Raw genomic sequence first — 24,464 nt, 5'->3', positions numbered from 1 at the left:
TCCATCTTTGCGTTTTACATTGTTTTTTAATAGTCTGCCATTTCTTCGCTGGACGGGCTTTCTCATCAATAGAAAATGTAGATTGAGACCTGCCGGCGCTTCCATTCTCACGACATACGGTCTTTCATTCCTGGTGCAGACCGCATTCAGTTTTCTCGCGTCCGGCCCATCTTCCCGCTCTCTCATCATTTGGGTTTGAAGAAGGCAATGTGCACATTTCACAGCCTATGCTCGGGTAATTTTGATCGTGCAGTTTGTTGTAAGGCAAATTGTGGAGCCGGATGTACGTCCAAACATCATCCCATGTCCAGTGAATGAGCGGACAGACCTTAATAAGCTTAAATTTCTGATCCTGATTGATGAATTGAATATGCTTTCTCGTCGGCGATTGCTCCCGGCGCAGACCTGAAATCCAAGCTGTCATGCCTGATAAGTGTTTTTGCAGAGGTGCGATTTTCCGTAATTGGCAGCAGAGATTCGGGTTGTGTTTCCATAATTCATCGCCGTATTGCGCCGCTTGTTCTTTTAAGTTCAGCTCGGGTTCAAGCAGCTGGATCGTAAATGCCGGGTATTTTTGTTTGACGGCTTCGATCAGCTCATATGTTTCCTGAAAATGGAGCCCTGTATCTAAAAAGATGATGTGCGCATGTTTGTTGATCTTTGAAATTAAGTCGAGAAGCACCATCCCTTCAGCGCCAAAGCTGCATGCATACACGATCTTATCCCCGTATGTCCTGTAAGCCCATTTCAATACATCGAGCTCATCGATCAATTGCTCCTTCATCTCTTTTGCCAGCGTTTCGTTCCATGTGTCAAAGGTGATGTGTTCGTTCAATATTTTCCCCCCGTTTTGCATCTGTCTGTTTTTTTATCTATTGATCGAGTTATAGGCAGACTATTCACTTTTGAGATAAAGGTTCAGGGTTTTTAGGTGTGCGGCCGCCTAAAATGAGGAGACGGAGGCGCTGCGGAACCAATAAGAGACCAGCTGAATATGCTTTTTAGCAAAATGGTTTTATGCCCAAGGAGAGGTATTATGCCGATTACCATTTATCAGGGGCATCATCATTCACTTGCCCCGGCAGATATCAATATCGTTATTGACGTCATTCGAGCCTTTACCGTGGCCCATTTTGCTTTTATCGGCGGGGCGAAAGAAATTCTCTTGGTCCGGACAACTGAGGAAGCCTTCAAGCTGAAAGAAACCTATCCGGATTATGTATTAACAGGAGAGGAAAAGGGGGTCGGAATCAAAGGATTTGATTTGGATAATTCTCCAAAGCGTATGGCAGAGCAGGATATGGCGGATAAGCGGCTGATCCAGAAAACGACAAACGGCGTCACAGCGGCGTTAGGAGCGCTGAAGGCCAGGCATCTTTTTGTGACTGGATTTTCTAATGCCAGAACAACAGCGGAATATGTGAAAAAGCTTGCTGCAAAAGATTGTGTGCTGAACATTGTGGCTTCCCATCCATCAGGTGATGATGATATGGCGTGTGCGGAATATATCAAAAGCATCATAGAAGGGACGAATGGTGCGGCGGCTGAAGTGATTGAAAGAATCAAAAACTCATCCGTTGCGGAGAAGTTTTTTGATAGCAGCCAGCCGTTATTTGAACCGGAAGACATTGCGTACTGTACAAAAGAAATAACGGGCGACTTCGTGATGAAAGTAAAACAAGAAAGAGAAGTTCCAACGATAGAGAGGGTCATGATATGAATGATTTTTCACTAGAATTGCCAGTGAGAACAAGTAAACCGAGAGAAAACGGACAGACCATTTTAATCGACAACGGCTACCCCTTACAGTTTTTCAAAGATGTGATAGGCGCGGCATCCGACTATATAGATTTTGTGAAATTCGGCTGGGGCACTTCATTACTTACGAAAGACCTTGAAGAAAAAATCAGCTCCCTGAAAGAGCATGATGTGAAGTTTTTCTTCGGCGGCACGCTGTTTGAGAAATATGTAAGCCAGAATAAAGTCAACGAATTTCATCGCTACTGCACCTACTTCGGGTGCGAATATATTGAGATTTCAAACGGCACTCTTCCAATGACGAATAAAGAAAAAGCGGCTTACATTGCTGATTTTTCTGATGAATTTCTTGTGCTCAGCGAGGTAGGCAGCAAGGATGAGGAAGTATCAAGCTGCCAGTGCTCTGAGGAATGGCTTGAGTATATTCTCGAAGATATGGAGGCAGGCGCAGAGAAAGTGATTACGGAAGCAAGGGAAAGCGGGACAGGGGGGATCTGTTCCAGCAGCGGAGATGTCCGGTTTCAAATCGTTGATGATATCATTTTGTCGGATATTGATATCAGCCGAATGATATTTGAAGCACCGAACAAAACGCTCCAGCAAGGTTTTATCCAAAGGATCGGGCCGAATGTCAATCTGGCGAATATCTCATTTCATGATGCGATTGCTCTGGAGACTTTGCGCTTGGGGTTAAGATCCGATACCTTTTTTTGTAAAACAGCGGCTGCGGGGCTCTCTGTATCGGGAGAGCCTCTTGCCTATTATTTTTTATGACGGTACATAGGCGTAAGTATGGGAAGAGAGGTCAGGCGGATGTTATAGATGAAGTCGATGACTCTTGTTGATATCACTTGGCAAATCAGAGCTTGAATCACAATGCCCCAGGCAATAATTGATGCGGTAATCATAAAAATGACGCAATTCATAATGAGCAAGATGGTTCCCGGGTTTCCGCCCCGGTAAATTGAGATCATAAGAGCAAGGGCTCCAAACCCCCCGTTAGAAATTTTATATTTGTATAAAAGTCCGATGCCGAGTCCTAATAAAACAGCGCCGCTTGCCAAATCAAGCCACAGGTTTGAGGTGATGTCCGGAAAAATGACATCGAAGACCAATACCGATACAGAGGTGACGGTAATCGAGGCGAGAGTGCCGGTGAATGTTCTCATCTCCAGCCATTTTAAAGCAGTGAAAAGCATCGACACATTCACAGCCCATACCGAGAAGCCGTGGGGAATGTGAAACAAATGGTGCAATAAGACCGCAATACCTGCCGCCCCGCCTGTCGGAATATCATGCGGAAATAAAAATAAGGACATGCCGAGTCCCTGTAATACACCGCCTGTGACAATCATAAACGTGAGTTTTGCTTTCATCAGCAGTTCAGCCATTAAGTCATTTGCTCCTTTATGAAAAGACTTGTCCGCTGTTACCATTTTATGAGGCTGTCCATGATTTATGTCTATAAATAAAGGGATGGTACAGCTTAAAACGCTGAACCATCCCACATATACCGATTGATGATCTCCGTATTGATTTCTCTGCCGATCCCTGTTCCTTTCGGTATGTGCACGATTCCTTTTGAAGGCTGAAGGCTGATCAGTTCTGTAAAAGGATTCTCCATTACGTCCCACTCAATCGGTTCAATTTGGTCGTTCTCCATTTTTGACCACGGAGGCAGACAGGCCTGCGCAAATAAAGCATAAAGCCGGGAAAGAGCGCCGTCATAGGCATGGGCAGACACTCTCACACCGAAATAACGCGCGAGCTGGAGGCAGTCGCGAAACTCATCGATTCCATTGACATGCATGACATCAGGCTGAATAATATCCAGGCTGCGCTGTGAGAGGAGAGGCGCAAATTGTGCCGCGCCTTTCATATTTTCTCCGCCGGCGACAGGAACGGATAAACGGCTCCGCAGCAAAGTGTAATCCTGCAGCTGGTCAAAAGGCAGAGGCTCTTCCAGCCAGCTGATATTGGCCCATTTCGAAAAAAGACGCTCCCACTTTAAAGCTGCTGCTGTATCGTAGCTTTGGTTTGCGTCCAGAATAATAGAAACAGAGCTGCCGGCCGTGTTTTGCAGGGCGGTGATATGCCGCACATCTTCCTCAAAGGTTGTCCCGCCGATTTTGACTTTAATTTGATTGAAGCCCTGTTTCAATTGAACTTCAACATTCGTAAGCGAGCTGCTGATCCATTGCGGATGGTCTGAATAGGATTGGAAAGAGGCATATACAGGGAGTTCTTCTCTGTACCGCCCGCCCCACATGTCGCATACGGAACAACCTGCCGCTTTCGCCGCAATCTCCGTCAGTGCCATGCTTACAGCCGATGCCGCCCGCTGATGCCATTTTTTGATTGTGCGCACTAAAGGCAGGCGGTTGCCTGCCTGTTTACCTAAGAGATAGGGAATGATTCGTTTTGTGAAACCGACATGCAGGGCCGGGAGCCAATCCGCGCACTCTCCCCAGCCGTCAATGCCGCTTTCTGTGATAATTCTGATCAGATAGCATGTCCGGTATTGTTTAAATCCGTTTGCATCTCCGTAAGGTTTCTCTAATCGGTGCAAGAGCGGAAAAGTCTCGATCCGTTCGATTTTCAAACCGGACGCTACCTTTCCTCAGCCGGCTGAAGCCGATTGCCATTCATTGCAGGCTCTTCTTTTTCATTCGTCTCGTCTTTATTTTGTTTGACATGAATCAGCGTAAGCACAAGAATACCGACAACCAGTGTCAAGCCCGCAATGCTTAAGAACATGCCGGGTCTTGACCACTGCATCAAGCGCCCGAAAATAGGAGGCCCGATCGCCACCCCCAGAAAACGGACTGATCCGTACAGCGATGTCACAAAACCCCGTCGTTCTTTGCCGACAGCACCTGTGATAAAGCTGTTTATACAAGGAAGGACAAGGCCTGAACCGATACTGCTCAGCACGAGAACGCTGATAAACAGGACGAGATTTTCAATGAATGACAGTGCCGCGTAAGACACAGTCATAAACGCTAAACCGATGACGATCAGCTTTTTCATTAACGATTGCTTTTGTCCGATTTTGCTGCCCGTCGTATAAGATGTCACACACATGACCAAAAGGGGAATCGCCAAAATCAGCCCTTTTTTGACGCCGTCTGTATCGTATGTTTTTTCCAGTACGTCTGATAGGTAAAACAAAATGCCGAATAAGGTAAACAAACAGGTAGCCCCGGCTAAATAAGCGGTAAACAGCCATCTGCCTTCATGCTTAAATACACTTAACAGCCCTTTTGCATATTTTCCGATAGGAGGCGGTTCTTTTTCTTTTTCCTTTTCTTTAATAAAAATCCAAGTCAGCACGATTGAAATGATACAAAACACAGGAAAGGCAAAAAATGCGCCATACCAAACGATCAGGGCGATAAGTGAGCCAATAATCGGCGATAGAACTTTCCCCATTCCGTTTGACGCTTCAACAAGGCCGAGCACTCTGCTTTCCTGTGCGCCTTTAAATAGGTCCGCTGACAGCGCCATCGCAATCGGTCCCGTTCCGGCTGCTCCGATACCCTGAAGAGCCCGGCCAGCCATGACCCACGGATAAGCATTGTCAAAAAAACCTGCCGCAAACCCGGCCAGCAATCCGCCTGCTCCATACAAAAATAAGCAGGGAATAATGATGATTTTCCGTGAAAACCGGTCTGCGAGATAGCCGACAATCGGAATCGCAAACGCCGCAATCAGGGAAAACACCGTGATCACGAGACTGACTTGAAATTGGGATAAATGAAGTTCAGATTTCATTTTTGGCAGTATAGGAATAAGCATAGAGTTTCCAAGGGTTAATATTAAAGGGATAGAACCGATAGCTACAATCGTCATTCCGTTATTTTGTTTTGATGTTTCCATCTCAAAGCACACTCCTTTTCTTCTGCTTAGAGTGTCCCTGAAGGCATTAAAAAAACCGAACAGAATCTTCCTGTTCGGGTAAAAAAGGGTTAACCGAGCGCCTGTGAGATGACAGCGAATAATTGTCTGTTTCGTGCAGGCAGCGTCTTTTTTGGGTACATCATAACCGGGGGCTCATCGTCTAAGTGAAATCCCATTGCTTCCAGGCTGTCATGCAGCAACGGGCTTTCCCCAGGCACGTCGATTCGCAACGGTCCTTGTTTTCCTGCGGCCAGCCTGTTAACCAATACAGCAGCGAGACCCGGTGAAGGTGCGATAAGCGGGCCTAATTTCAGATTGGCCGGTGTTTGTACAGATAAGCCATAGCCAATGAATGTGCCTTCATTATTTCTGGCAATTACACATTCCGCTGATTGAGAGATCAAATGATGCAGAAGTGCTGCTCTGTCTCCGCCAAAGGCGGCTTGATCAGCCGCGATTAATTCCGGAAAATCCTTTTCTGTAAAAGATGTCAGTTCAATGTCATGCTGCTTTGTAAGCGGCTTGAAGCTTTGACAGCTGTATTTGCGGATTGAACCCGCAGTTTGAAAACCGGCTTTTTCATAAAGCGGCAAACCTTCCTTCGTGGCGCAAAGCATGATGGCGGTGTTTTCATCGACTTGGCTGATACACGCGTTCACCATCCGCCGCCCCAGGCCGCGCCGTTTGTACTCGTTGTCGACGATAACGAGTCCGATAGAAGCAAGTCGGCCGTACAAAAACAAACCGATGCAGGAGATGATGTCTCCTTGGCTGTTTTGATACCCGAAGAAGCGTCCATGTTTTACAAGCAACTGCAGCTCTCGCTCGCCGTAATCCGGCCACCCGGCTTGCCGGGACAGACGTAATAGGCCGGGCACATGTTTTTCAGTAAGCTGAATCAGTTCAATCGCTGAATGCATGTCATCACCTGCTTGTTCTTGGTTTTTTGTACATCACAATATGGGTGCCAATGCCGGAAATCTCAAACGGCTCGCCAAGTTCTTTCCAGCCAAGCTTTTCGTAATAGCCTTTCACATGGTATCTTGCGTTGCACCAGACCGCCTGCACGCCCATATCGGCCAGCTTCTGCTCCGCGTATGTGATCAGTGTACTTCCGGCTTTTTGATCACGGTATTCTTCGAGCGTTGCCATGCCTCTAAGCCGATATGCGGGTGAATCGGTCAATAGCGGCTGATTCTCGGGAGAAAAGGAAGCAATGCTGATCAGCTTTCCTTCAAAAAAAGCGCCGAGATGGAAAGAGCCTTCTGCTTGATCCTGTTCATATTTGCATTGTTCAATTGATTGATGGGGACGCAAAATGCGGTTCCGGATTTCATATGTATCCTCTGCGGGAATGGTTTTCACTTCAAGCATGATGTTCCTCCTCTTGTGATTTATTTTCTATATCGTAACACGAATCGGGTTTGAAAAAGACTGTCCAGTTGGTTCGGACAGTCTTAGAAAGGGATGTTAATGCAAATAAATATTCTGACGCTGTTCATCTTTTTGCTTAATGTAAGAAGTAAGCTCTGAGGTCAAGTCGGATCTGAGAAAAGGCGTGATTAAATAGATGCCGTTAAACAGCTCGCAGGCAGTATCCAGCAGGGAGCGTGCAATCGCAAGGCCTTCCGCCTTTTGTTTCTCTTTATCTTCGCCGGCGCGCGCCATTTTTTCGCGGATGGAATCGGACAGCTTGATGCCGGGAATTTCGTTATGGATAAACTCAGCGTTCCGGCTGCTTGTCAGCGGCATAACGCCGATATAAATCGGAGTCTTCAAATGCTTTGTTTCATTATGAATATCGACAAGCTGCTGCTCCGAATAGACGGGCTGTGAGATAAAATAATCGGCGCCGCAGTCGATTTTTTTCTCCAGTCGTTTTACAGCTTTATCGAGATGGCGGACGTTTGGATTAAAAGCAGCGGCCACTGAGAAATTGGTTTTCTTTCCGAGCGGTTTTCCGGACAGAGACAGCCCTTCATTGAACTGTTTAATCAGCCTGATTAAATCAAAGGACGTTAAGTCATAGACAGACGTTGCACCCGGGAAATCACCGATTTTAGAAGGATCGCCGGTAATCGCCAGCACATCATGCAGCCCTAATGTGTCGAGTCCCATTAAATGTGACTGGAGGCCGATAATGTTTCGGTCCCGGCATGTAAGATGGACAAGAGATCGCATATCGAGCTGCTGCTTAACAAGGGCGCCGCAGGCAACATTGCTGATCCGCGGGGTTGCCAGGGAGTTATCGGCGAGCGTCAGGGCGTCGATTCCCGCTTCTTTTAATTCAGCAGCGGCAGACAGAAATTTGTCAAAGCTCAATTTCTTCGGCGGGTCCAGCTCAACAATAATTGAGCGCTTTTCCGCAGCGATTTCATTTAATCCCGGCTCTGTCCGTTCGTGCTGAACAGTGACCAATTCCTTTGCCCGAACCTTTACATGCTTTTCCGTAACGGGGGCGAGTCCGCCCACAGCCTCTGCCATCGCCCGGATGTGGTTTGGCGTGGTGCCGCAGCAGCCGCCGATAATCCGCGCGCCTTGCTTGCGGAACTCAGCCGCGCTGTTTTGAAAATACGTGTCGTCAGTTTCATATACAAGCCGGCCTTCTTCGAGAGAGGGGAGGCTGCTGTTCGGGTAGACAGATAAAAACACGTCATCAAAAATCGGCACTTCACTGAGCGCTTCAATCATGTGGTAAGGGCCGAGCCGGCAGTTAATGCCGACGATATCGGCACCGAGATCCGCAACCGAGCGCAGCGCATCAGAAAGCGGCGTTCCATCCTGAAGTACGCCTTGCTCATGCATGGATACATTCAGCATAATCGGGAGATTGGTTTCTTTCCGGGCGATTTTCAGCACTTCACGGGCTTCTTCCAAATCATAATACGTTTCTAACAGCAAACCGTCCGGCTCTTCATGCAGCAGTAAGTACAGCTGTTCGCGAAAGCTTCGTTTGATTTCGTCAAGGCTGTACGCATTTTTGTTAAACGTGCGGATGCCGCCCATCGTCCCGAGCACATACGCATCGCCGGCGGAAGCCCGCGCGATTTTTACTGCCTCCTGATTCATTTTTTTAATGTCATCTTCAAGGCCGTGTCTTGATAATTTAATATAGTTCGCTCCGTACGTGTTGGTTTGAATGATGTTTGCTCCCGCTTCGACATAGGCTTTATGTATACGCTGAATTTCCTCAGGTTTTGAAAGATTAAGCTCCTCAAAGCACCTGTCTATTCCGAAGGAGTAAAGCAGCGTGCCCATTGCGCCGTCACCGATTAACACCTGTTTCTTCAAATCTTCTAAAAGTCCCATTGTCTGCCTCCTTTATTCACATTCAGCAAGGAAAAAAGAGAAATAAAAAAAGTCCTCTTAAGAAGAAGACTTTGTCAGTGATATTGTCTCTTCTTATCTTCCAAGCTGTTCGAGCTTGCTGGATTTAGCACCTTGGTCATGGCAATGCGCCATTACACCGGTTGCTGAAGCTTCGTCGGGCCAGTCCCTCTGCTTCTCTTGATAAGAACGGATATGAAATTTTACATGTTCAGGAGCTGCCAAAAGATGCCTGGCATTTTCCCTTTCTCCAAATTTACCGAAAATAAAGACAATAATCAATAGGAATCAGAAAATTTATCTGAAATTTATAAATTGAACGTCAATTGGCAGATCAGCACCTCGAACGGCTGCGATAACCTGCTGAAGATCATCCTTGTTTTTTCCGGTGACACGCACTTGATCATCCTGCACTTGAGACTTTACTTTCAGTCCGGAGTTTTTGATGATGGTATTGATTTTTTTGGCGTTGTCTTTGTCAATCCCTTGAACAAGCTTTGCGCGCTGGCGTACGGTGCCGCCGGACGCGTTCTCAATTTTGGCGTAATCAATGTTTTTTGTCGGCACGCTGCGCTTAATCAATTTGCTGACAAGCACATCCTTGAGCTGGCTTAATTTGAATTCGTCATCGGAAACAAGAACAAGCTCTTCTTTATCTAATGAAATGTCACTTTTGCTCCCTTTGAAGTCATAGCGTGTGCTGATTTCCTTCAGTGCGATTTGAATCGCGTTTTGCACTTCAGGGAGTTCCACCTTGGATACAATATCAAATGAACTTTCTTTTGCCATATGAAAACCTCCATAACATTTAACTTATGTGTTGATTATAGTAGAATAAAGAGAAACTTCCAACAGAACAAAGAATCAATTTGTGATGATTGGAAAAAATGTTAACAAGATCCGCAGTGAAATAAGCGGGAAGAGGAAGGACGATAGCATGAGACCAGGGCAGCAATTAACCTTGAGTATAGATCACGAAACGGACTTCGGTTACTTTTTAACCGATGGAGAAGATACGATTCTCTTACATAACAGTGAAGTGACAGAGGATATAGAAGATAGAGATGAGGTAGAGGTCTTTATATACGTTGACCAGCAGGAACGGCTTGCAGCAACGATGAAAATTCCGGTCATCAGCGCTGATGAGTACGGCTGGGTAGAAGTGGTGGACACGGTAGAGGATATGGGCGTATTCGTCGATGTCGGCCTTTCGAAAGACGCGCTTGTCGCAACAGAGCATCTGCCGCCGTATGAAGATGTCTGGCCGCAAAAAGGGGATAAGCTCTACTGTATGCTGAAGGTGACAAATCGGGGGCGCATGTTTGCCAAACCCGCACCGGAGGACATCATCAGCGAGCTGTTTACGGACGCTTCAGACGATCTGATGAATAAAGAGCTGACCGGAACGGTGTACAGGCTGATCGCTTCAGGATCGTTCATCATTACGGATGACGGAATCCGCGGTTTTATTCATTCATCAGAAAGAAAAGAAGAGCCTAGACTCGGCTCAAGAGTGACAGGACGTGTGATTCAAGTGAAGGAAGACGGCTCAGTGAATATGTCGCTTCTTCCGAGAAAGCAAGATGCGCTGTCTGTTGATGCCGAGTATATTCTTACGTATTTAAGAACGAGAAACGGTGCCATGCCATACAGCGACAAAAGCCAGCCCGATGATATCAAAGAACGTTTTAACATGAGCAAGGCTGCCTTTAAACGGGCGCTTGGCCACTTAATGAAAAACGGAAAAGTGTATCAGGAAGACGGCTGGACATACGAGAAAAAATAGTGCATGAAAAAGGCTCGCCTGCAGCAGAACTGCGGAGCGAGCCTTTTTTATTTCTAATTTAATTCATCGACCAGCGTTCTGATTGCCATTTCGCGATCCACATTGTCTGAAATCGCGATCGGCGTAATATCAATGGCAAGAATGACAAGAATCAGCGCACCGGCTGCGGCAACATAAGAAACATAATAGAAATAGTTAGCGGTATCGACCGTGTTGACGAGCTCGGCTTGAACTCTGGACGTATCATCCTTGGAAGCGGCGATGTCCTTTGCAGCTTCTACTTTTTCTTCAACGATTTGACCTGCTTTTTTCAGCAGTTCATCCACCTTCATTGCATCTTTGCTGTAAACAGCTTTCTTCAGATTGTCAAAAAAGTCAGCATCCTCTTTTTTGATATCAGCAACAACCTGATTGGCAAAAGCCTTTGCCTGTTTTGTGTTGAGCTTGTCAGTCATGGCTTTATTAAATACCTCTGGAAGCTTTTTGCCCACTTCACCCTGAGCAAACACAAACCCTTTAAAAATCTCTTCACCTGAATACTCAAGCTGCTTCGCCTGTGCTACACTTTCCTGCTGCTTCACCAAAAACACTGTTGTCACCAATACAACCGACAAAAATACAAGAAACGCCTTCTTCAAACTGAAACCTCTCCCTTCTTTTCTTTTTTATTCCACTTCAGTCTGCGTATATATGTAAATTGAAACGTGGAATCAATTGGAGTGAGATACAATATCAAAATGCCGGCCATGATGAGTGAAAAGCTGATTAAACCCAGCATAACCGCGAATATCTCGTGCATAAAAACAGCGATGATTAAAATCAATCTCCAATGCTTCTTCGGCGCGAACAGTGCCGCAAAGATGACAATCTGAACGAGAAGCGTCCCCCATGTCGGAATCACCACAAACGGACTTGATACAAACGGCTTCGTTAAAGCCTGGAAAAAGCCGTTGAAGCCGATGGTTTTTTCCTGGGCGAAATAATAGACGGCCGTTCCGTCCACCCATTCCTGCTGAGACAGCTTAGCGACAGTAGAGTGGAAGTAAAGTACCGCTACTTGAAGCCTGATGACAAAATAAGAAATAAAAGCTGTGATTTTACCAATTGTTCTTTGGCCCTCTGGATCATCAGGTCTTCCGCTCCAATGCCATTTTCTCGGGTCAGTCAGCGTGATAGGAATCAGCAAAAATGTGATAACCGCGGCTGCCTGCTCTCCTCCGTCGATGACAATTAACGACGACTGCAGGCTGTAACTGACATACCAATGGAGAATCCCGGTGATTCTGGGGCGCCACCCGATCACAACAAGCACCAGAATGGCAATACAGACCCACCTGAACAGATTTAACATCATATAGTTATTTTCGCCGAGGCAAAAGAGACTGAGATTCATTTTACAAGCAGGGTAACTGCTGATTCCGCTGGCTGGCTTCATAATGAGGCTCGGATGATTGACAAGCAGCGTCAGCAGGCTGGATAAAGCAATAATGCTTCGCGCGAGTCCGTATACATTTGTCCACGGATTTTTTTTGTCCCATCCGGTGATGGTCTGTTTTATGTTTTCGAGCATGAGATCACAACCTTGACTATGCTTTTTACCTGATAAGACGAAGCGGTGTATTTAGAATAGCTCCAAGGAACGATGTCCTCTTTCGTCAAATAATAGCTGCCGCAAAGCAGCGGGCGGGGCGCCGGTGTTTGCAGCTTAACGGTTTTGGCTTTGCTTTTGCAGGCACTCAGGTCCGTTTCTTTACATTCTGTCCACTGTTCCTTGCCGACTTGGCTGTAGATAACGCCCATTTCTACGCCCTGCGATCGCCCATAACGATACAGGCCGAATAGGTTATCAGCCCTCATATTAGGCCATCTGACCTTGGCGCTGGCATCTCCATCTTCATATAAGCCGATGGCGGTATCGCGGGGGTTTTTGCTGAAAAAGCCCCAGCCTTGAGGAATGACGCTGGACATGAGAAATTTGGAGTCCTTTGTCAGCGGAATCGGGGTTGTCCCTAAGCTGCCAATGATTGAAAACAGAAATAAAGACCCCCAGAAAACTGAAAAAATGATAAAAAATGATATCGATTTCTGCATTCGACTGCTCCTTTTTAGACTGAAGAAATTCATTTTTCTTACTTTTCATAATATAAAAACATTTATGTAATAAAAAGGTTAAAAAGTATGAGAAATTCCATTTTTGTTAATGGGGAAAATAGGACATTTTTCATAGCTATATGTCATTGATATATAGTGATTTTTTCGATATATTTAAACCATGAAAACGAATCAAATTAACGACCGCTGGATTGTTCAATTTCGCAAAGGGATTTTCGAGCTGGCTATTTTATCCCTGCTGCGCTCAAAACCGATGTATGGTTATGAGCTGACATCGTCCTTAAAAACAACCCCTGCACTGGCTATTTCAGAGGGTGCGATTTATCCGATTTTGAAACGGATGACGGAGAAGGACTGGGTCGAATTTTTTTGGCAAGATTCTTTGGACGGCCCGAAAAGGAAGTACTATAAAATGACGCAAAAAGGAGAAGAGATGTTAAAAGAACGGCTGGAGAAGTACCTGGAAACCCATCAAGCTTTATTGTCTTTATCGGGGGATTTGCTATGAATGCACAGCACATCATTGAACGCTATACGGAGGAACTAAACGCTGAGCTGGCGAATATGCCTGAAGTAGAGAGAGAAAACACGATAGCCGAACTGAAGGGCCATTTAACCGCTTTTGTTCAAGACAGAATGAATGCCGGCCATAGTGTAGAGGATCTGCGGGAAGCTGTCGAAAATGAGTTTTCTCATCCGAAAGAGCTTGCCGAAGCGATGATGGGTGAAGGGGAGGAACAGAAACGGAGGGGTTCTGTGTTAGGAAAAAGCGGACTTTCAGTTTTTCTTATTGCTGTAATCATACTCCTGCCGCTGCTGCCGCCCTCATACAGATATGCGCCATTGGCTCTTTACTTGGCGGTGCTTGCGGGCTATGTGTGGAAGCGGAAGAAGTTAATGATGTTTGCGGGTGTAAGAAAAAACAAAATGCGCTCTCAACATGAGATTGTTACGATTTCTAGGGTCGGTGCGGGCTATCTGCTGTTTTTGGCTGTTCTGCTTCTTGTGCAGCCGCTCATCAATGCATTCGTCGTCCTTTTGCTGATTGTGGTTAGCTGTGCCGCTTTTTTTCTTTATTTAAACGTCAAGTAATGTTGTAGGAGGCTGTAATATGGAGATCAGCATCAATTATCTATTAATTGTCATTTCGCTTTTATTCTTTGTGGTAGCCTATTTTGTCGGGATCAAAAAACAGACGTGGATGCTTGCGGGGTTTAATGAGGCACGTATCCGGGATAAGGATCGGCTGGCCAGAATAGCAGGCTACTTTTTCTTGAATTCCGGTTTGTTCATTCTGCTGAACAGCTTTATCTCATTTCAAGGCCAGGAGCAGCTGATTCCGCCGCTTATTTTGGCATATGGCGCAGGGGTTATTATTTACGTGAATAAAAAACTGGTAGAATAGGAGCTGAAGGACGGAGCGAAACCTCTGTCCTTCTTTCTTTTTCCTGAAAATAGGAACGAAGCACCACATACAAGTTTCGGCTTTTTTGTTAGGATGAACGAAAAAGTAGATTCCAAAACAGGAAGGATGTGGTGTTTTGCGTACACTGTTCAAAACATCTCTGTTCATGGCCGGCTTATGCACGGCAGCTCAATGTGTTTTTGCATCAAATGCCTCAGCAGATCAAAGCATCAAATACGACCATACGTATCAAACCCCTTCATACATCATCGAAAAATCACAGCCATCATGGCAGCCAGCTCAAAACCTAACGCAGAAAGAAGCGCTATTTTCATATCTGGACAAGCAACAAACCCATTTTAAGCTCAAAGGAAACGCGAACAGCCATTTTCGTATTTCAAAAACAATAAAGGATTCAAAGACAAAACAAACATTTTTTAAATTAGAGGAAGTGTATAAAGGGATTCCTGTTTACGGTTTTGGACAGGCGGTCGCGATGAAGGAAAACAAACAAGTGAAAAGTTTCTTCGGGAAGGTGCACCCGCAAATAAATGACATATCTGTCACACCGTCTGTATCTAAGAAAAAAGCCATACATACAGCGCGCCGTGCGCTTGAGGCCTCCATTGGAAAAATCGAGTATGTTGACGGAGAACCGAAAGCCGAATTATATATTTATCCGCACGAAGGCGCATATGATCTTGCCTACCTTGTGAGACTTTCGACGTCTGAACCTGAACCTGGATATTGGCATTATTTCATCAATGCCAAAAGCGGAAAGGTCATTGATTCTTTCAATGCCATTCATGAAGCAGCCGGTACAGGGATCGGCGTATCAGGCGAAGAAAAAAGCTTTGAAGTAACTGAACAGAATGGGCGTTATTATTTGGCTGACGAAACAAGGGGAAAAGGGATAAATACTTTTGACGCAAAGAACCTGAACGAAACCTTGTTTACCCTTTTGTCTCAATTGATCGGGTATACAGGCAGTGAAGTGGTCAGCGGCACGTCCGTATTTCATGATCCGGCGGCTGTAGATGCCCATGCAAACGCACAAACCGTTTACGACTATTACAGCCGCACGTTCGGCCGCCATTCTTTTGATCAAAACGGAGCGAGAATTACGTCTACCGTACATGTGGGAACACAGTGGAACAATGCAGCGTGGAACGGTGTGCAGATGGTGTACGGGGATGGTGACGGCGCTAGGTTTAAGCCGCTGTCCGGATCGCTCGACATTGTGGCGCATGAAATGACACACGCGGTCACCCAGTATTCCGCCGGCCTTTTATATCAGGGAGAACCAGGCGCGCTAAACGAATCCATTTCTGACATTATGGCGGCGATGACAGACCGGGATGACTGGGAAATCGGCGAGGATGTATATACGCCGGATGTACGCGGGGATGCTTTACGTTCGTTAGAGGACCCTTCCAAGCAGGGGAATCCGGATCATTATTCAAACCGGTATACGGGCACAGAGGATTACGGCGGGGTGCACATCAATTCGTCGATCCACAATAAAGCGGCATATCTTCTCGCAGAAGGCGGCGTGCACCATGATGTGCGGGTTGAAGGGGTCGGGCGTGAAGCTTGTGAGCAAATTTATTACCGGGCTTTGACATATTATGTAACGCCTTCTTCAGACTTCAGCATGATGAAGCAAGCGGCTATCGAAGCCGCCAATGATTTATACGGTGAAGACTCAAAGCAATCAGCTTCTGTCGAAAAGGCATATGACGCAGTCGGAATTCAATAAAAATGAAAAAACAGCCAGGGCTTTTTTAGCCTGGCTGTTTTTTTATGATCTACCCAGAAAAAATATGGCCAGTGTGCCCGGCCCGGAATGGGATCCGACAGCAGAGCCGATGGAGTGCATGATGATGTCTTTCGGCTTGAACGCATCTTCGATCAAGTGTTTCATTTCATTGGCTGTTCCTTCGTTAGCGGCATAGCTGATTCCGACGGTTTGATCGCTCCAATTGTCTCCTCGCTCTTTCATTAATTCAATAATCCGTTTGAACAGCTTTTTCTGTCCGCGGATTTTTTCAAGAGGCACAAGCTTGCCGTCCTCCATATGAAGAAGCGGTTTAATATTGAGCAGACCGCCGACAAAAGCAGATGTTTTTGAAATTCGGCCGCCCCGGGCGAGGTACGTTAAATCATCGACTGTAAAAATGTGCTCAAGCTGTGCGCAAAAGCTCTTTACAGACGTTTCAATTTCTTGTATTGTATTTCCGTTGATACAGAGTTCGCGTGCATGCCGGACGGCCAGACCGCAGCCTAATGAAGCGCATTTGGAATCAATCACCCGCAAATCAAAATCGGGGAATTCTTCCTTCACTTCATTGGCGATCATGACGGCTGTCTGATAGGTGCCGGAGAGTCCTGAGGAAAAAGCGATGTAAAGTGCGGGCTCTCCTGTTTCGGCATATTGCAAAAATACATTTTTAATGGTTTGCGGTGAGGCTTGGGACGTCTTTGGCGCTTCCCCATTTTGCATCGCTTCAAATATTTGTTCCGCATGAATCGTGACTGCATCTTCATATTCTTTGTCGCCGAGAGAAACCCTAAGCGGGATAAAGCCAATGCCGTTTTCCTCAAAATAAGAACGAGGCAGATCAGCGGCGCTGTCAGCGATGAGATGAACTGTCATTTTGCTTCCCTTCTTTCCGTTTATCGCTCGTCATCATATGATTTAAGCCAACTATATCATATTAATTTGTCAAAATCGTGTTCAAATATTTGTTTTAAGGGAAAACATAATAAAGAAGAATGAGCGGAGGAACATGCCATGGTACTAGATCAAACAAAAAAATTACTCATCGTCATCATCGGGGCTTTACTTAATGCGGCCGGGCTGAACTTATTTCTGATTCCGGCAGATGTATATGCCAGCGGATTCACAGGTGTCGCCCAGCTTTTATCAAGCGTCGTTGACCAATATGCCCCTTTCTACATATCGACGGGAACGCTCTTGTTCCTCTTAAATATTCCGGTCGGTATTTTAGGATGGCTGAAGGTCGGCAGATCGTTTACGGTGTACAGCATTTTGAGTGTCGCACTGACCACATTGTTTATGGGAATCCTGCCGGAAATGAGACTGTCTCATGACATCCTGCTGAACGCGGTATTCGGCGGCGTGATTTCCGCGGTCGGAATCGGTTTAACATTAAAGTACGGCGCTTCGACAGGCGGCCTTGATATCGTCGCTATGGTGCTGGCCAAGTGGAAGGATAAACCCGTCGGCACGTATTTCTTTATTCTGAACGGGATTATCATTCTGACGGCAGGATTATTGCAAGGTTGGGAGAAAGCTTTATATACCCTTGTTACTTTGTATGTGACAACGAGGGTGATCGACGCGATTCATACGCGGCACATGAAGCTGACAGCAATGATTGTGACGAAAAAAGCGGACGAAATCAAAGAAGCCATTTATGGAAAAATGGTGCGGGGCATAACGACTGTCCCAGCCAAAGGAGCTTTTACAAACGAGCAGAAAGAAATGATGATTATCGTCATCACGAGGTATGAATTGTACGATTTAGAAAAAATCGTAAAAGAAGTGGACCCGAAAGCATTTACGAACATTGTCCAAACGACCGGGATTTTTGGTTTCTTTAGAAAAGACTGACGAAAGCAGGTGGAAGTCGTGAAACGGCTGCTTGTGATGCTCTTGCCTGTGGTGCTATTAATAGGCTGCGGGAAAAATGAGCAGACAGAACCCGATAAGGAGGTATCAGGCGGAATGGAGAATCAAGAGGTTGTTTTATCTGTTGAAGCAATTCAGGAGCCTGAACAAATCAAGTTTAACATGTCACTGAAGAACCAAAGCGAACGCAGTGTGGAGTTTCAATTCAGCACGGGACAAAAATTTGAACTTGTCGTGTATGATTCTGAGCACAAAGAAAGATACCGTTATTCGAAAGACAAAATGTTTACGCAGGCTTTTCAAAACCTGACGCTTGAATCGGGAGAAACATATGATTTCTCTGATGAATGGAAGGAAGTACCGGAGCCGGGGACATATGAGGTGAAGGTGACGTTTAAGGGCAGAGCGGAGAATCTTAAGCAGGTCCAGGCTGTACAGCAGTTTGAGGTCAAATAATAGGCTATGGCGAATCGCCATAGCCCTTTTTTATTGCAATTTATCCAGTTGATCTTGAAATTGATGAAGCTGTTGACGTTCCGCATCTGTCGAATTGGCATACGCAGAAGACACAGCATTTTTGGCCCTCAGAATCGCTTGCTCCTGATCGCCTTCCTCAAAGCCGTTTGTCACCATGACTGCCTGTTGAACAAATGATTTCGCCTGCTGAAACAGTTCGTTTCTCATTTAATATTCAACCTGTCTTTCGGCCGAATCTCGTGCCGCGGCATGCTGGTGAGCTTCTTCTAATGTAGACCGATATGGAAATCTTGCGGCGTGTAGCCCGATGGAGTCTTTACCCTGCTGAATAAACCTTTTGGATTTGCTTCGTTTACCCATTGTGAGACTGCCCCCTTCCATACTTTGACGAGATGAGTCGTCTCCCATAGTATGCTGGGGCGGGTAAAGGTTTATAAGTGGGAAAAATTAAAACACTCCGCTCTTTATATTGAGAAATATTCTTTCAAAAATTGGGCGACCCCATCTTCTTCATTGGAACCCGTCGTTTTGTCAGCGATCTGCTTGACTGCGTCAATTCCATTTCCCATGGCGACGCCGCATCCTGCAAATTCAAGCATTTCCAAGTCGTTATCTTCATCGCCAAAAGCGATGATCCGTTCTCGCGGCACGCCGTAGTAATCGCTGATTTTCTGCAAGCCAATCGCTTTGTTCATGCCGCTTTTAATAATCTCAATCACATGCCACGGGGCTGCCCATCTCCTGTGATCGATCACCTCGGCGTGCACATCTGTTAGATAAGCGCGTATCTCTGGCACATCTTCCTCTTTCGCATGGATGAGCACAGAGGTGACATCCTCACCGAGATTTTTACGCAAATCGCCGACGGTGACATTTGTTGTGTTCATGTTAAAGGCATCAATCAGATGCTCATCATGATAATGGAAGTACACATCATCGATGACTTCAGCAAGTATATTATGTACGTTGTAGGTCTCGCTGATATCCACAAGCTGTTTCACAACTTGAAGCGGCAGTGAGGTATGATACCGTCCCCAGCTGTCATCTTGCGGATGGTGGACAAACGCTCCATTGAAATTGACGATCGGCGTTGTCAGATTCATTTGCTCATAGTATATGGAACTTGAACGGTACGGCCGGCCGGTGGAGATGCAAACGTAATGTCCGTCATTTTTTAGGCGCTGTATCGTTTGAAGGGTGTTTTCTGATATTGTTTTATCGTCCTTTAATAATGTTCCATCTAAATCTAATGCGATTACATAGGGTTTTGTCTCCATGAAAAGCTCCTTTAACCATAGATTTTACGCGAGTTGCCTTAATTACAGTGTAGCTTTTTACCATCTTTATTGTCTACATGTTACACTTATGATTATGGTTATCCTAAGGAGGGGACATTGTGATTCAAATTGAAAATCAAACCGTTTCCGGCATTCCGTTTTTACATATTGTAAAAGAAGAGAACAGGCACCGTGCCGTTCCTCTTGTTTTCTTTATACATGGCTTTACAAGCGCAAAGGAACACAACCTTCATATTGCTTATCTGCTTGCGGAGAAGGGCTTTAGAGCCGTTCTGCCGGAGGCGCTGCACCATGGTGAACGGGGAGAGCAAATGGCTGTTGAAAAGCTGGCCGGCCATTTTTGGGACATCGTGCTAAACGAGATTGAAGAGCTTGAAGTACTCAAGAGCCATTTTGAGAAGGAAGGCCTGATAGACGGCGGCCGTATCGGACTTGCGGGTACATCAATGGGCGGCATTACAACGCTTGGCGCCTTAACGGTTTATGATTGGGTACAAGCCGGCGTCAGCCTGATGGGAAGCCCGAATTATGTCGAGCTGTTTCAGCAGCAGATCGATCACATTAAATCTCAGGGCATCGATATCGATGTGCCGGAGGAAAGGGTGCGGGAGCTCATGGAGCGCCTTAAAGTGCTGGATCTCAGCCTTCAGCCGGAGAAACTTCGCCAGCGCCCGCTTTTATTTTGGCATGGCGTTAAAGATCAAGTCGTGCCTTACGCGCCGACCCGGAAATTTTATGACACGATTAAATCTTATTACAGCGAGCAGCCGGAACATCTTCAGTTCATTGCGGATGAACGGGCCGATCACAAAGTGCCGCGGGACGCTGTGTTAAAAACCGTTGAATGGTTTGAAACACATTTATAAAGCACAAAGGTGTAAACATAGGCCCGATTTACGTTATACTGTAGAAAAAAGGAGTGAGGGAACGTGGAAGAAGCATTAAAAGAAAACATTATGGGCGCCCTGGAACAGGTTGTCGACCCTGAGCTTGGTGTTGATATCGTAAACCTCGGGTTAGTATACGATGTTGATATGGATGAAGACGGCTTAACGCACGTCACAATGACACTGACGTCAATGGGATGCCCTTTAGCGCCGATTATTGTTGATGAAGTGAAAAAAGCGCTTGCGGACATTCCGGAAGTGAAAGAGACGGAAGTTCACATTGTGTGGAATCCGCCGTGGACTCGGGATAAAATGTCAAGATATGCAAAAATCGCGCTTGGCATACAATAAAACAAAAGAGGACAGCCTTACTGTGAGGCTGTCCTTTTTACAGCTGAAAAGGAGTGAAGCAAAATGATGTACCTGCTTGCCGTTCTATGCCCGCCGCTTGCTGTTTTGTTTACGGGAAAGCCGTTTCAGGCCCTGCTCAATCTCATATTGACATGCATCTTTTGGCTGCCGGGCGCCATTCACGCTTGTTTTATCGTGGCTGACCGCCGCGCTGAAAAACGGGCAAGACGATAATCTGGAAAAAAGAGGACGCAAACATGGTATAATGGCCATAAAAAACAGCAGGGAGAGCGCCATGAAAAAGAAATTGCTTGCATTCGCGCTGTGCACCGGTGCGTATGCGGCCCTGTTTGCGTACTCTGTTCATTCAGAGCAAAAAAGCGGCTCCAGCGAGATGACCGATGTCAGCCGCTTGATGCCGGTGAAAATTAAGCAGACAGTGAAAGGGCAGGAAGAAAATAACCTTATTGACACAGTCAAAGAAGCCAATCGAAAAAACATAAAAATCTCAATAGCCGGAACCCAGCATTCGATGGGCGGCCATACATATTACGAGGACGGCATCGTTCTCGACATGACAGGCTACAACAAAATCCTCGCTTTCGATAAAGAGAAAAAAACCATCAGGGTCCAAAGCGGGGCGACGTGGAATGACATACAGAAATACGTAAATCCATACGGGCTTGCGGTAAAAGTCATGCAGTCACAAAATATTTTTACAATCGGAGGATCTCTCAGCGCCAATGCCCACGGGCGTGATATCCGCTATGGGTCGCTGATTGATACAGTCAAATCATTCCGTCTTTTAAAAGCCGACGGCACAATTGTCACTGTCACTCCAAAAGATGATTTATTTTCAGCGGTCATCGGCGGGTACGGTCTTTTTGGTGTGATTCTCGATGCTGAGCTTGAATTAACGGATGACGAGCTGTACGTCATGCAGACGGAAAAAATGAACTACAGTACATATGCTGACTATTTTACAAAGCATGTCAAAGGCAATCCCGGTGTCCGCATGCATCTCGCTCGCATCTCAACAGCAGAAAAAGGATTTCTGAAAGACATGTATGTCACAAATTACGTATTATCAGAAGAGCAGGATCAGCTGACATCTTACAGCGATCTCAAAGAGGATGAGCATACACAGGTGACGAAATTCGCGCTCGGCCTGTCAAGAAGGTACGGGTGGGGCAGAAACTGGCTGTGGAACACCCAGCAATCCTATTTTCTAAGCCAAAATGGAACAAAGGTCTCACGCAATAACGTCATGCGGTCAGAATCAAAATTTCTCGAATACGAAAACAATGAAAATACAGACGTGCTGCAGGAATACTTTGTGCCGGTGAAGGAGTACGCTTCCTATATTGATGACCTGAGACAAACGCTGTCACACGAAGACCTGAATCTGCTTAATATCACGATCCGGTATGTGCAAAAAAACGAAAAGGCTGACCTGTCTTATGCGAAGGATGATATGTTTTCGCTCGTGCTCTTAATCAACGAGGGCTTTTCAAAAGAAGACCAGGCTGACGCTGCCAGAATCATCAGGCGTATGACAGACGTTGCGCTCAAACACGGAGGAAGCTATTATCTGCCGTATATGACATATCAGACAAAAGCGCAAATGAGACAGGCGTATCCGAAAAGCGAAGCGTTTTTTCAGAAAAAACGGACGTATGATCCGGATGAGCGGTTTATGAATTACTTTTATCAGAGGTATAAATAATGGGGAAAAACAAATTAAAATGGCTGACACTTTCACAAAGCAGCGTGTTTTTCGCAAGCAGTTTAATCTTTCCGTTTTATATTCTGTTTGTGAAGAATATCGGCTCAAGCTACACGCAGTTCGGTTTTTCCTACGGATTATTCGGACTGAGCGGAGCGCTCATTTACCCGCTCCTCGGCCGGCTTTCTGAAAGGATCGACAGCCGCTATTATCTGCTTGCGAACTCATGGGGCATGGCGGTTCTGCTTTTGTATGTTCCGCATGTAAACAGCGTTCTTCAAGTGTACATCGTGCAAGTGCTGTTAGGCCTCTTTGGGGCGATGCAAAAACACGGAGAAAAAGTATTAATCGCCGACTTTACAGACACCGGGGAACGCGGAAAAAAGATTGGGAATTATCATTTTTGGACCGCTGTTTTTTCAGCGGCTGCCATTATGCTCGGCGGTTTTCTCGCCGACTTTTTTACGGTGCAAATGATTTTTTATACAAGCTCTATTCTATATTTTCTGAGCGGATTGATGATGATGAAAACAGGCTGACACGGTCAGCCTGTTTTTTTATGCAGCTGCAAATGGCGCCGGATCAAGGACTTGAAGCGGTTTCTGCCTGCTTTTTAATCGCCGATTTTTTTATTGAACAGAAATTTTATAAATGAATAAAAATATTAAATATACGATTGAATTAATTTTTATTCATGTTATAATGTTAAATAATTTCACAAAGACCAAGAAGGTGAATTCGTTTTGAAAATAGGAATTGTAGGCGCTACGGGTTATGGAGGCGCCGAACTTGTCAGGATTCTTACACATCATCCTCATGCAGAAGAATGTATACTTTATTCATCCAGCGGGGAAGGAAAGGTCTATAGTCATGTTTATCCTCATCTTACCGGCTTGGCTGAGCAGAAGCTCAAGCCCATTGATATGAATACAATCAAACAGGAAATCGATGTCATGTTTCTTGCTGCGCCCCCGGGAGTATCAAGTGAACTGACTCCGCAGCTTGCAGAGGCGGGAATTCCGGTTATTGATCTGTCAGGTGATCTGAGGATCCAAGAGCCTGCTGTATATGAAAAGTGGTATAAACGGACAGCGGCACCAAAAGAAACAATTCAAGAGGCGGTTTACGGCCTTTCGGAGCTGAATCAAAGGAACATTCAGCAGGCGAAGCTCATCGCCAATCCGGGGTGTTTCCCGACGGCTGTGCTGCTAGGCCTCGCGCCTTTGGCTCAACAAAAGCTGCTTGATGAATCGTTCGTTATCGTTGATGCGAAAACAGGCGTTTCCGGTGCGGGGAGAAAAGCGTCCATGGGAACCCATTTTTCTGAGCTTAACGACAATTTTAAAATTTATAAAGTAAATGAACATCAGCACACCCCTGAGATTGAACAGACGTTAAAAGAATGGCAGCCAGGGTTGAAGGCTATTACATTTTCTGCTCACTTGGTTCCGATGACAAGGGGAATCATGGCGACAATGTATACGCAATTAACATCTGATCTATCTGCAGAAGATCTGCACGATTTATATTCGGAATTTTACCAATATTCATATTTTGTGAGAGTGAGGCCAAAGGGTCATTTCCCGCAAACGAAGGAAGTGTTCGGCAGCAATTTCTGCGATGTATCCGTTACCCTCGACGAAAGAACGAACAGGGTCACGATCGTTTCGGTAATTGATAATCTGATGAAGGGTGCCGCTGGGCAGGCAGTACAAAATTTCAATATCATGAATGGCTGGAACGAAGAGACAGGTCTTACCATGACACCAATTTATCCATAGA

Annotated in this window: 29 protein-coding genes, 1 pseudogene and 1 riboswitch; of the genes and pseudogenes, 15 read left to right on the top strand and 15 right to left on the bottom strand. The window is 45.8% G+C overall.

Annotated features, from left to right (window positions below; translation table 11 throughout):
- Positions 1 to 124: 124 nt before the first annotated feature.
- The gene (locus AU387_RS16815) at positions 125 to 835 is read right to left on the bottom strand and encodes a phosphoadenylyl-sulfate reductase (RefSeq protein WP_059336309.1); all 711 of its coding nucleotides are present in this window, start codon (positions 833 to 835) and stop codon (positions 125 to 127) included.
- A 201-nt stretch (positions 836 to 1,036) separates the two neighbouring features.
- Between AU387_RS16815 and AU387_RS16810 the strand changes: the two genes are divergently transcribed.
- A complete protein-coding gene (locus AU387_RS16810; protein ID WP_059336307.1) occupies positions 1,037 to 1,720 on the top strand; it encodes a 2-phosphosulfolactate phosphatase in 684 nt (227 codons plus the stop codon).
- Positions 1,717 to 2,532 carry a phosphosulfolactate synthase gene (locus tag AU387_RS16805; protein WP_232460798.1) on the top strand — a complete coding sequence of 272 codons (816 nt, stop codon included), beginning with the start codon at positions 1,717 to 1,719 and terminating at the stop codon, positions 2,530 to 2,532. The genes AU387_RS16810 and AU387_RS16805 overlap by 4 nt, the downstream gene beginning before the upstream one ends.
- Here AU387_RS16805 and AU387_RS16800 read toward each other — a convergent pair.
- The 7 genes from AU387_RS16800 to AU387_RS16770 all read right to left on the bottom strand — a co-directional run bounded on the left by AU387_RS16800 (position 2,520) and on the right by AU387_RS16770 (position 9,774).
- Positions 2,520 to 3,149 carry a YitT family protein gene (locus tag AU387_RS16800; RefSeq protein ID WP_044156440.1) on the bottom strand — a complete coding sequence of 210 codons (630 nt, stop codon included), beginning with the start codon at positions 3,147 to 3,149 and terminating at the stop codon, positions 2,520 to 2,522. The genes AU387_RS16805 and AU387_RS16800 overlap by 13 nt on opposite strands.
- A 95-nt stretch (positions 3,150 to 3,244) precedes the next feature.
- Entirely contained in the window at positions 3,245 to 4,360 is a 1,116-nt protein-coding gene (locus AU387_RS16795) for a mandelate racemase/muconate lactonizing enzyme family protein (protein ID WP_059336305.1), read from the bottom strand.
- Between the two features lie 8 nt (positions 4,361 to 4,368).
- Entirely contained in the window at positions 4,369 to 5,637 is a 1,269-nt protein-coding gene (locus tag AU387_RS16790) for an MFS transporter (protein WP_044156438.1), read from the bottom strand.
- An 89-nt stretch (positions 5,638 to 5,726) separates the two neighbouring features.
- Positions 5,727 to 6,578, bottom strand: a complete 852-nt coding sequence (locus tag AU387_RS16785) for a GNAT family N-acetyltransferase (RefSeq protein WP_059336303.1) — start codon at positions 6,576 to 6,578, stop codon at positions 5,727 to 5,729.
- Positions 6,579 to 6,582: 4 nt separating this feature from the next.
- Positions 6,583 to 7,032, bottom strand: coding sequence for a GNAT family N-acetyltransferase (locus AU387_RS16780; RefSeq protein ID WP_044156435.1), 450 nt, complete (start codon positions 7,030 to 7,032; stop codon positions 6,583 to 6,585).
- A gap of 96 nt (positions 7,033 to 7,128) precedes the next feature.
- Positions 7,129 to 8,967, bottom strand: a complete 1,839-nt coding sequence (locus AU387_RS16775; protein WP_044156434.1) for a bifunctional homocysteine S-methyltransferase/methylenetetrahydrofolate reductase — start codon at positions 8,965 to 8,967, stop codon at positions 7,129 to 7,131.
- Between the two features lie 90 nt (positions 8,968 to 9,057).
- Positions 9,058 to 9,175, bottom strand: a riboswitch (SAM riboswitch).
- 107 nt (positions 9,176 to 9,282) lie between these two features.
- Complete coding sequence (locus AU387_RS16770) at positions 9,283 to 9,774, bottom strand: YajQ family cyclic di-GMP-binding protein (RefSeq protein ID WP_044156433.1); 492 nt, start codon at positions 9,772 to 9,774, stop codon at positions 9,283 to 9,285.
- A 98-nt stretch (positions 9,775 to 9,872) separates the two neighbouring features.
- On the opposite strand from AU387_RS16770, the pseudogene AU387_RS16765 reads away from it, so the two are divergent.
- A pseudogene (locus tag AU387_RS16765) lies at positions 9,873 to 10,771 on the top strand (CvfB family protein).
- Positions 10,772 to 10,824: 53 nt separating this feature from the next.
- Here the strand turns inward: AU387_RS16765 and AU387_RS16760 are convergent.
- From AU387_RS16760 to AU387_RS16750, 3 genes are read right to left on the bottom strand one after another with little or no spacing between them, the layout of a single operon-like run.
- A complete protein-coding gene (locus AU387_RS16760; protein WP_024120881.1) occupies positions 10,825 to 11,409 on the bottom strand; it encodes a sporulation delaying protein family toxin in 585 nt (194 codons plus the stop codon).
- Positions 11,406 to 12,341 carry a sporulation-delaying protein SdpB family protein gene (locus AU387_RS16755; RefSeq protein WP_024120882.1) on the bottom strand — a complete coding sequence of 312 codons (936 nt, stop codon included), beginning with the start codon at positions 12,339 to 12,341 and terminating at the stop codon, positions 11,406 to 11,408. The genes AU387_RS16760 and AU387_RS16755 overlap by 4 nt, the downstream gene beginning before the upstream one ends.
- Positions 12,326 to 12,862: an SdpA family antimicrobial peptide system protein gene (locus tag AU387_RS16750; RefSeq protein ID WP_059336301.1), complete on the bottom strand. Its 537-nt coding sequence runs from the start codon at positions 12,860 to 12,862 to the stop codon at positions 12,326 to 12,328. The genes AU387_RS16755 and AU387_RS16750 overlap by 16 nt, the downstream gene beginning before the upstream one ends.
- A 181-nt stretch (positions 12,863 to 13,043) precedes the next feature.
- Here AU387_RS16750 and AU387_RS16745 point away from each other — a divergent pair, with 181 nt between their 5' ends.
- The 4 genes from AU387_RS16745 to AU387_RS16730 all read left to right on the top strand — a co-directional run bounded on the left by AU387_RS16745 (position 13,044) and on the right by AU387_RS16730 (position 16,047).
- Complete coding sequence (locus AU387_RS16745) at positions 13,044 to 13,391, top strand: PadR family transcriptional regulator (RefSeq protein ID WP_010333707.1); 348 nt, start codon at positions 13,044 to 13,046, stop codon at positions 13,389 to 13,391.
- Positions 13,388 to 13,975, top strand: a complete 588-nt coding sequence (locus AU387_RS16740; protein ID WP_059336299.1) for an HAAS signaling domain-containing protein — start codon at positions 13,388 to 13,390, stop codon at positions 13,973 to 13,975. Before AU387_RS16745 ends, AU387_RS16740 begins: the two co-directional genes overlap by 4 nt.
- Before the next feature lie 19 nt (positions 13,976 to 13,994).
- On the top strand, positions 13,995 to 14,288 hold the full coding sequence (locus tag AU387_RS16735) for a DUF3784 domain-containing protein (protein WP_024120885.1): 294 nt from the start codon (positions 13,995 to 13,997) through the stop codon (positions 14,286 to 14,288).
- 136 nt (positions 14,289 to 14,424) lie between these two features.
- Positions 14,425 to 16,047 (top strand): M4 family metallopeptidase, encoded by a 1,623-nt coding sequence (locus tag AU387_RS16730; protein WP_059336297.1) that lies wholly within the window; start codon positions 14,425 to 14,427, stop codon positions 16,045 to 16,047.
- Between the two features lie 42 nt (positions 16,048 to 16,089).
- On the opposite strand, the gene AU387_RS16725 is transcribed toward AU387_RS16730, so the two are convergent.
- On the bottom strand, positions 16,090 to 16,944 hold the full coding sequence (locus tag AU387_RS16725) for a DegV family protein (RefSeq protein ID WP_059336296.1): 855 nt from the start codon (positions 16,942 to 16,944) through the stop codon (positions 16,090 to 16,092).
- A 138-nt stretch (positions 16,945 to 17,082) separates the two neighbouring features.
- Here AU387_RS16725 and AU387_RS16720 point away from each other — a divergent pair, with 138 nt between their 5' ends.
- Both AU387_RS16720 and AU387_RS16715 read left to right on the top strand, forming a co-directional pair.
- Positions 17,083 to 17,925: a YitT family protein gene (locus AU387_RS16720; protein ID WP_024120888.1), complete on the top strand. Its 843-nt coding sequence runs from the start codon at positions 17,083 to 17,085 to the stop codon at positions 17,923 to 17,925.
- An 18-nt stretch (positions 17,926 to 17,943) separates the two neighbouring features.
- Positions 17,944 to 18,399 (top strand): BsuPI-related putative proteinase inhibitor, encoded by a 456-nt coding sequence (locus AU387_RS16715; RefSeq protein ID WP_059293057.1) that lies wholly within the window; start codon positions 17,944 to 17,946, stop codon positions 18,397 to 18,399.
- Positions 18,400 to 18,429: 30 nt separating this feature from the next.
- Here AU387_RS16715 and AU387_RS16710 read toward each other — a convergent pair whose 3' ends face one another.
- The 3 genes from AU387_RS16710 to AU387_RS16705 all read right to left on the bottom strand — a co-directional run bounded on the left by AU387_RS16710 (position 18,430) and on the right by AU387_RS16705 (position 19,697).
- Positions 18,430 to 18,627 carry a DUF3813 domain-containing protein gene (locus AU387_RS16710; protein ID WP_003224518.1) on the bottom strand — a complete coding sequence of 66 codons (198 nt, stop codon included), beginning with the start codon at positions 18,625 to 18,627 and terminating at the stop codon, positions 18,430 to 18,432.
- Positions 18,628 to 18,780 carry a hypothetical protein gene (locus AU387_RS21805; protein WP_044156421.1) on the bottom strand — a complete coding sequence of 51 codons (153 nt, stop codon included), beginning with the start codon at positions 18,778 to 18,780 and terminating at the stop codon, positions 18,628 to 18,630.
- Positions 18,781 to 18,884: 104 nt separating this feature from the next.
- A complete protein-coding gene (locus AU387_RS16705) occupies positions 18,885 to 19,697 on the bottom strand; it encodes a Cof-type HAD-IIB family hydrolase (protein WP_044156420.1) in 813 nt (270 codons plus the stop codon).
- A 119-nt stretch (positions 19,698 to 19,816) separates the two neighbouring features.
- On the opposite strand from AU387_RS16705, the gene AU387_RS16700 reads away from it, so the two are divergent.
- From AU387_RS16700 to argC, 6 genes are all read left to right on the top strand, one after another.
- On the top strand, positions 19,817 to 20,584 hold the full coding sequence (locus AU387_RS16700) for a prolyl oligopeptidase family serine peptidase (RefSeq protein ID WP_059336294.1): 768 nt from the start codon (positions 19,817 to 19,819) through the stop codon (positions 20,582 to 20,584).
- A gap of 63 nt (positions 20,585 to 20,647) precedes the next feature.
- Positions 20,648 to 20,956, top strand: a complete 309-nt coding sequence (locus AU387_RS16695) for a metal-sulfur cluster assembly factor (RefSeq protein ID WP_003224525.1) — start codon at positions 20,648 to 20,650, stop codon at positions 20,954 to 20,956.
- A 63-nt stretch (positions 20,957 to 21,019) separates the two neighbouring features.
- On the top strand, positions 21,020 to 21,190 hold the full coding sequence (locus AU387_RS20800) for a YqaE/Pmp3 family membrane protein (RefSeq protein WP_003224527.1): 171 nt from the start codon (positions 21,020 to 21,022) through the stop codon (positions 21,188 to 21,190).
- Between the two features lie 61 nt (positions 21,191 to 21,251).
- Positions 21,252 to 22,682 (top strand): FAD-binding oxidoreductase, encoded by a 1,431-nt coding sequence (locus AU387_RS16690; protein WP_059336504.1) that lies wholly within the window; start codon positions 21,252 to 21,254, stop codon positions 22,680 to 22,682.
- A complete protein-coding gene (locus tag AU387_RS16685) occupies positions 22,682 to 23,221 on the top strand; it encodes an MFS transporter (protein WP_044156416.1) in 540 nt (179 codons plus the stop codon). The genes AU387_RS16690 and AU387_RS16685 overlap by 1 nt, the downstream gene beginning before the upstream one ends.
- Positions 23,222 to 23,425: 204 nt before the next feature.
- A complete protein-coding gene (gene argC, locus AU387_RS16680; protein WP_059336293.1) occupies positions 23,426 to 24,463 on the top strand; it encodes an N-acetyl-gamma-glutamyl-phosphate reductase in 1,038 nt (345 codons plus the stop codon).
- Position 24,464 lies beyond the last annotated feature (1 nt).

This window comes from Bacillus halotolerans, from assembly GCF_001517105.1.
Lineage (GTDB): Bacteria > Bacillota > Bacilli > Bacillales > Bacillaceae > Bacillus > Bacillus halotolerans.
Note: the sequence above shows the minus strand (reverse complement) of the source record. Positions and strands in the feature narration are given on the sequence as shown.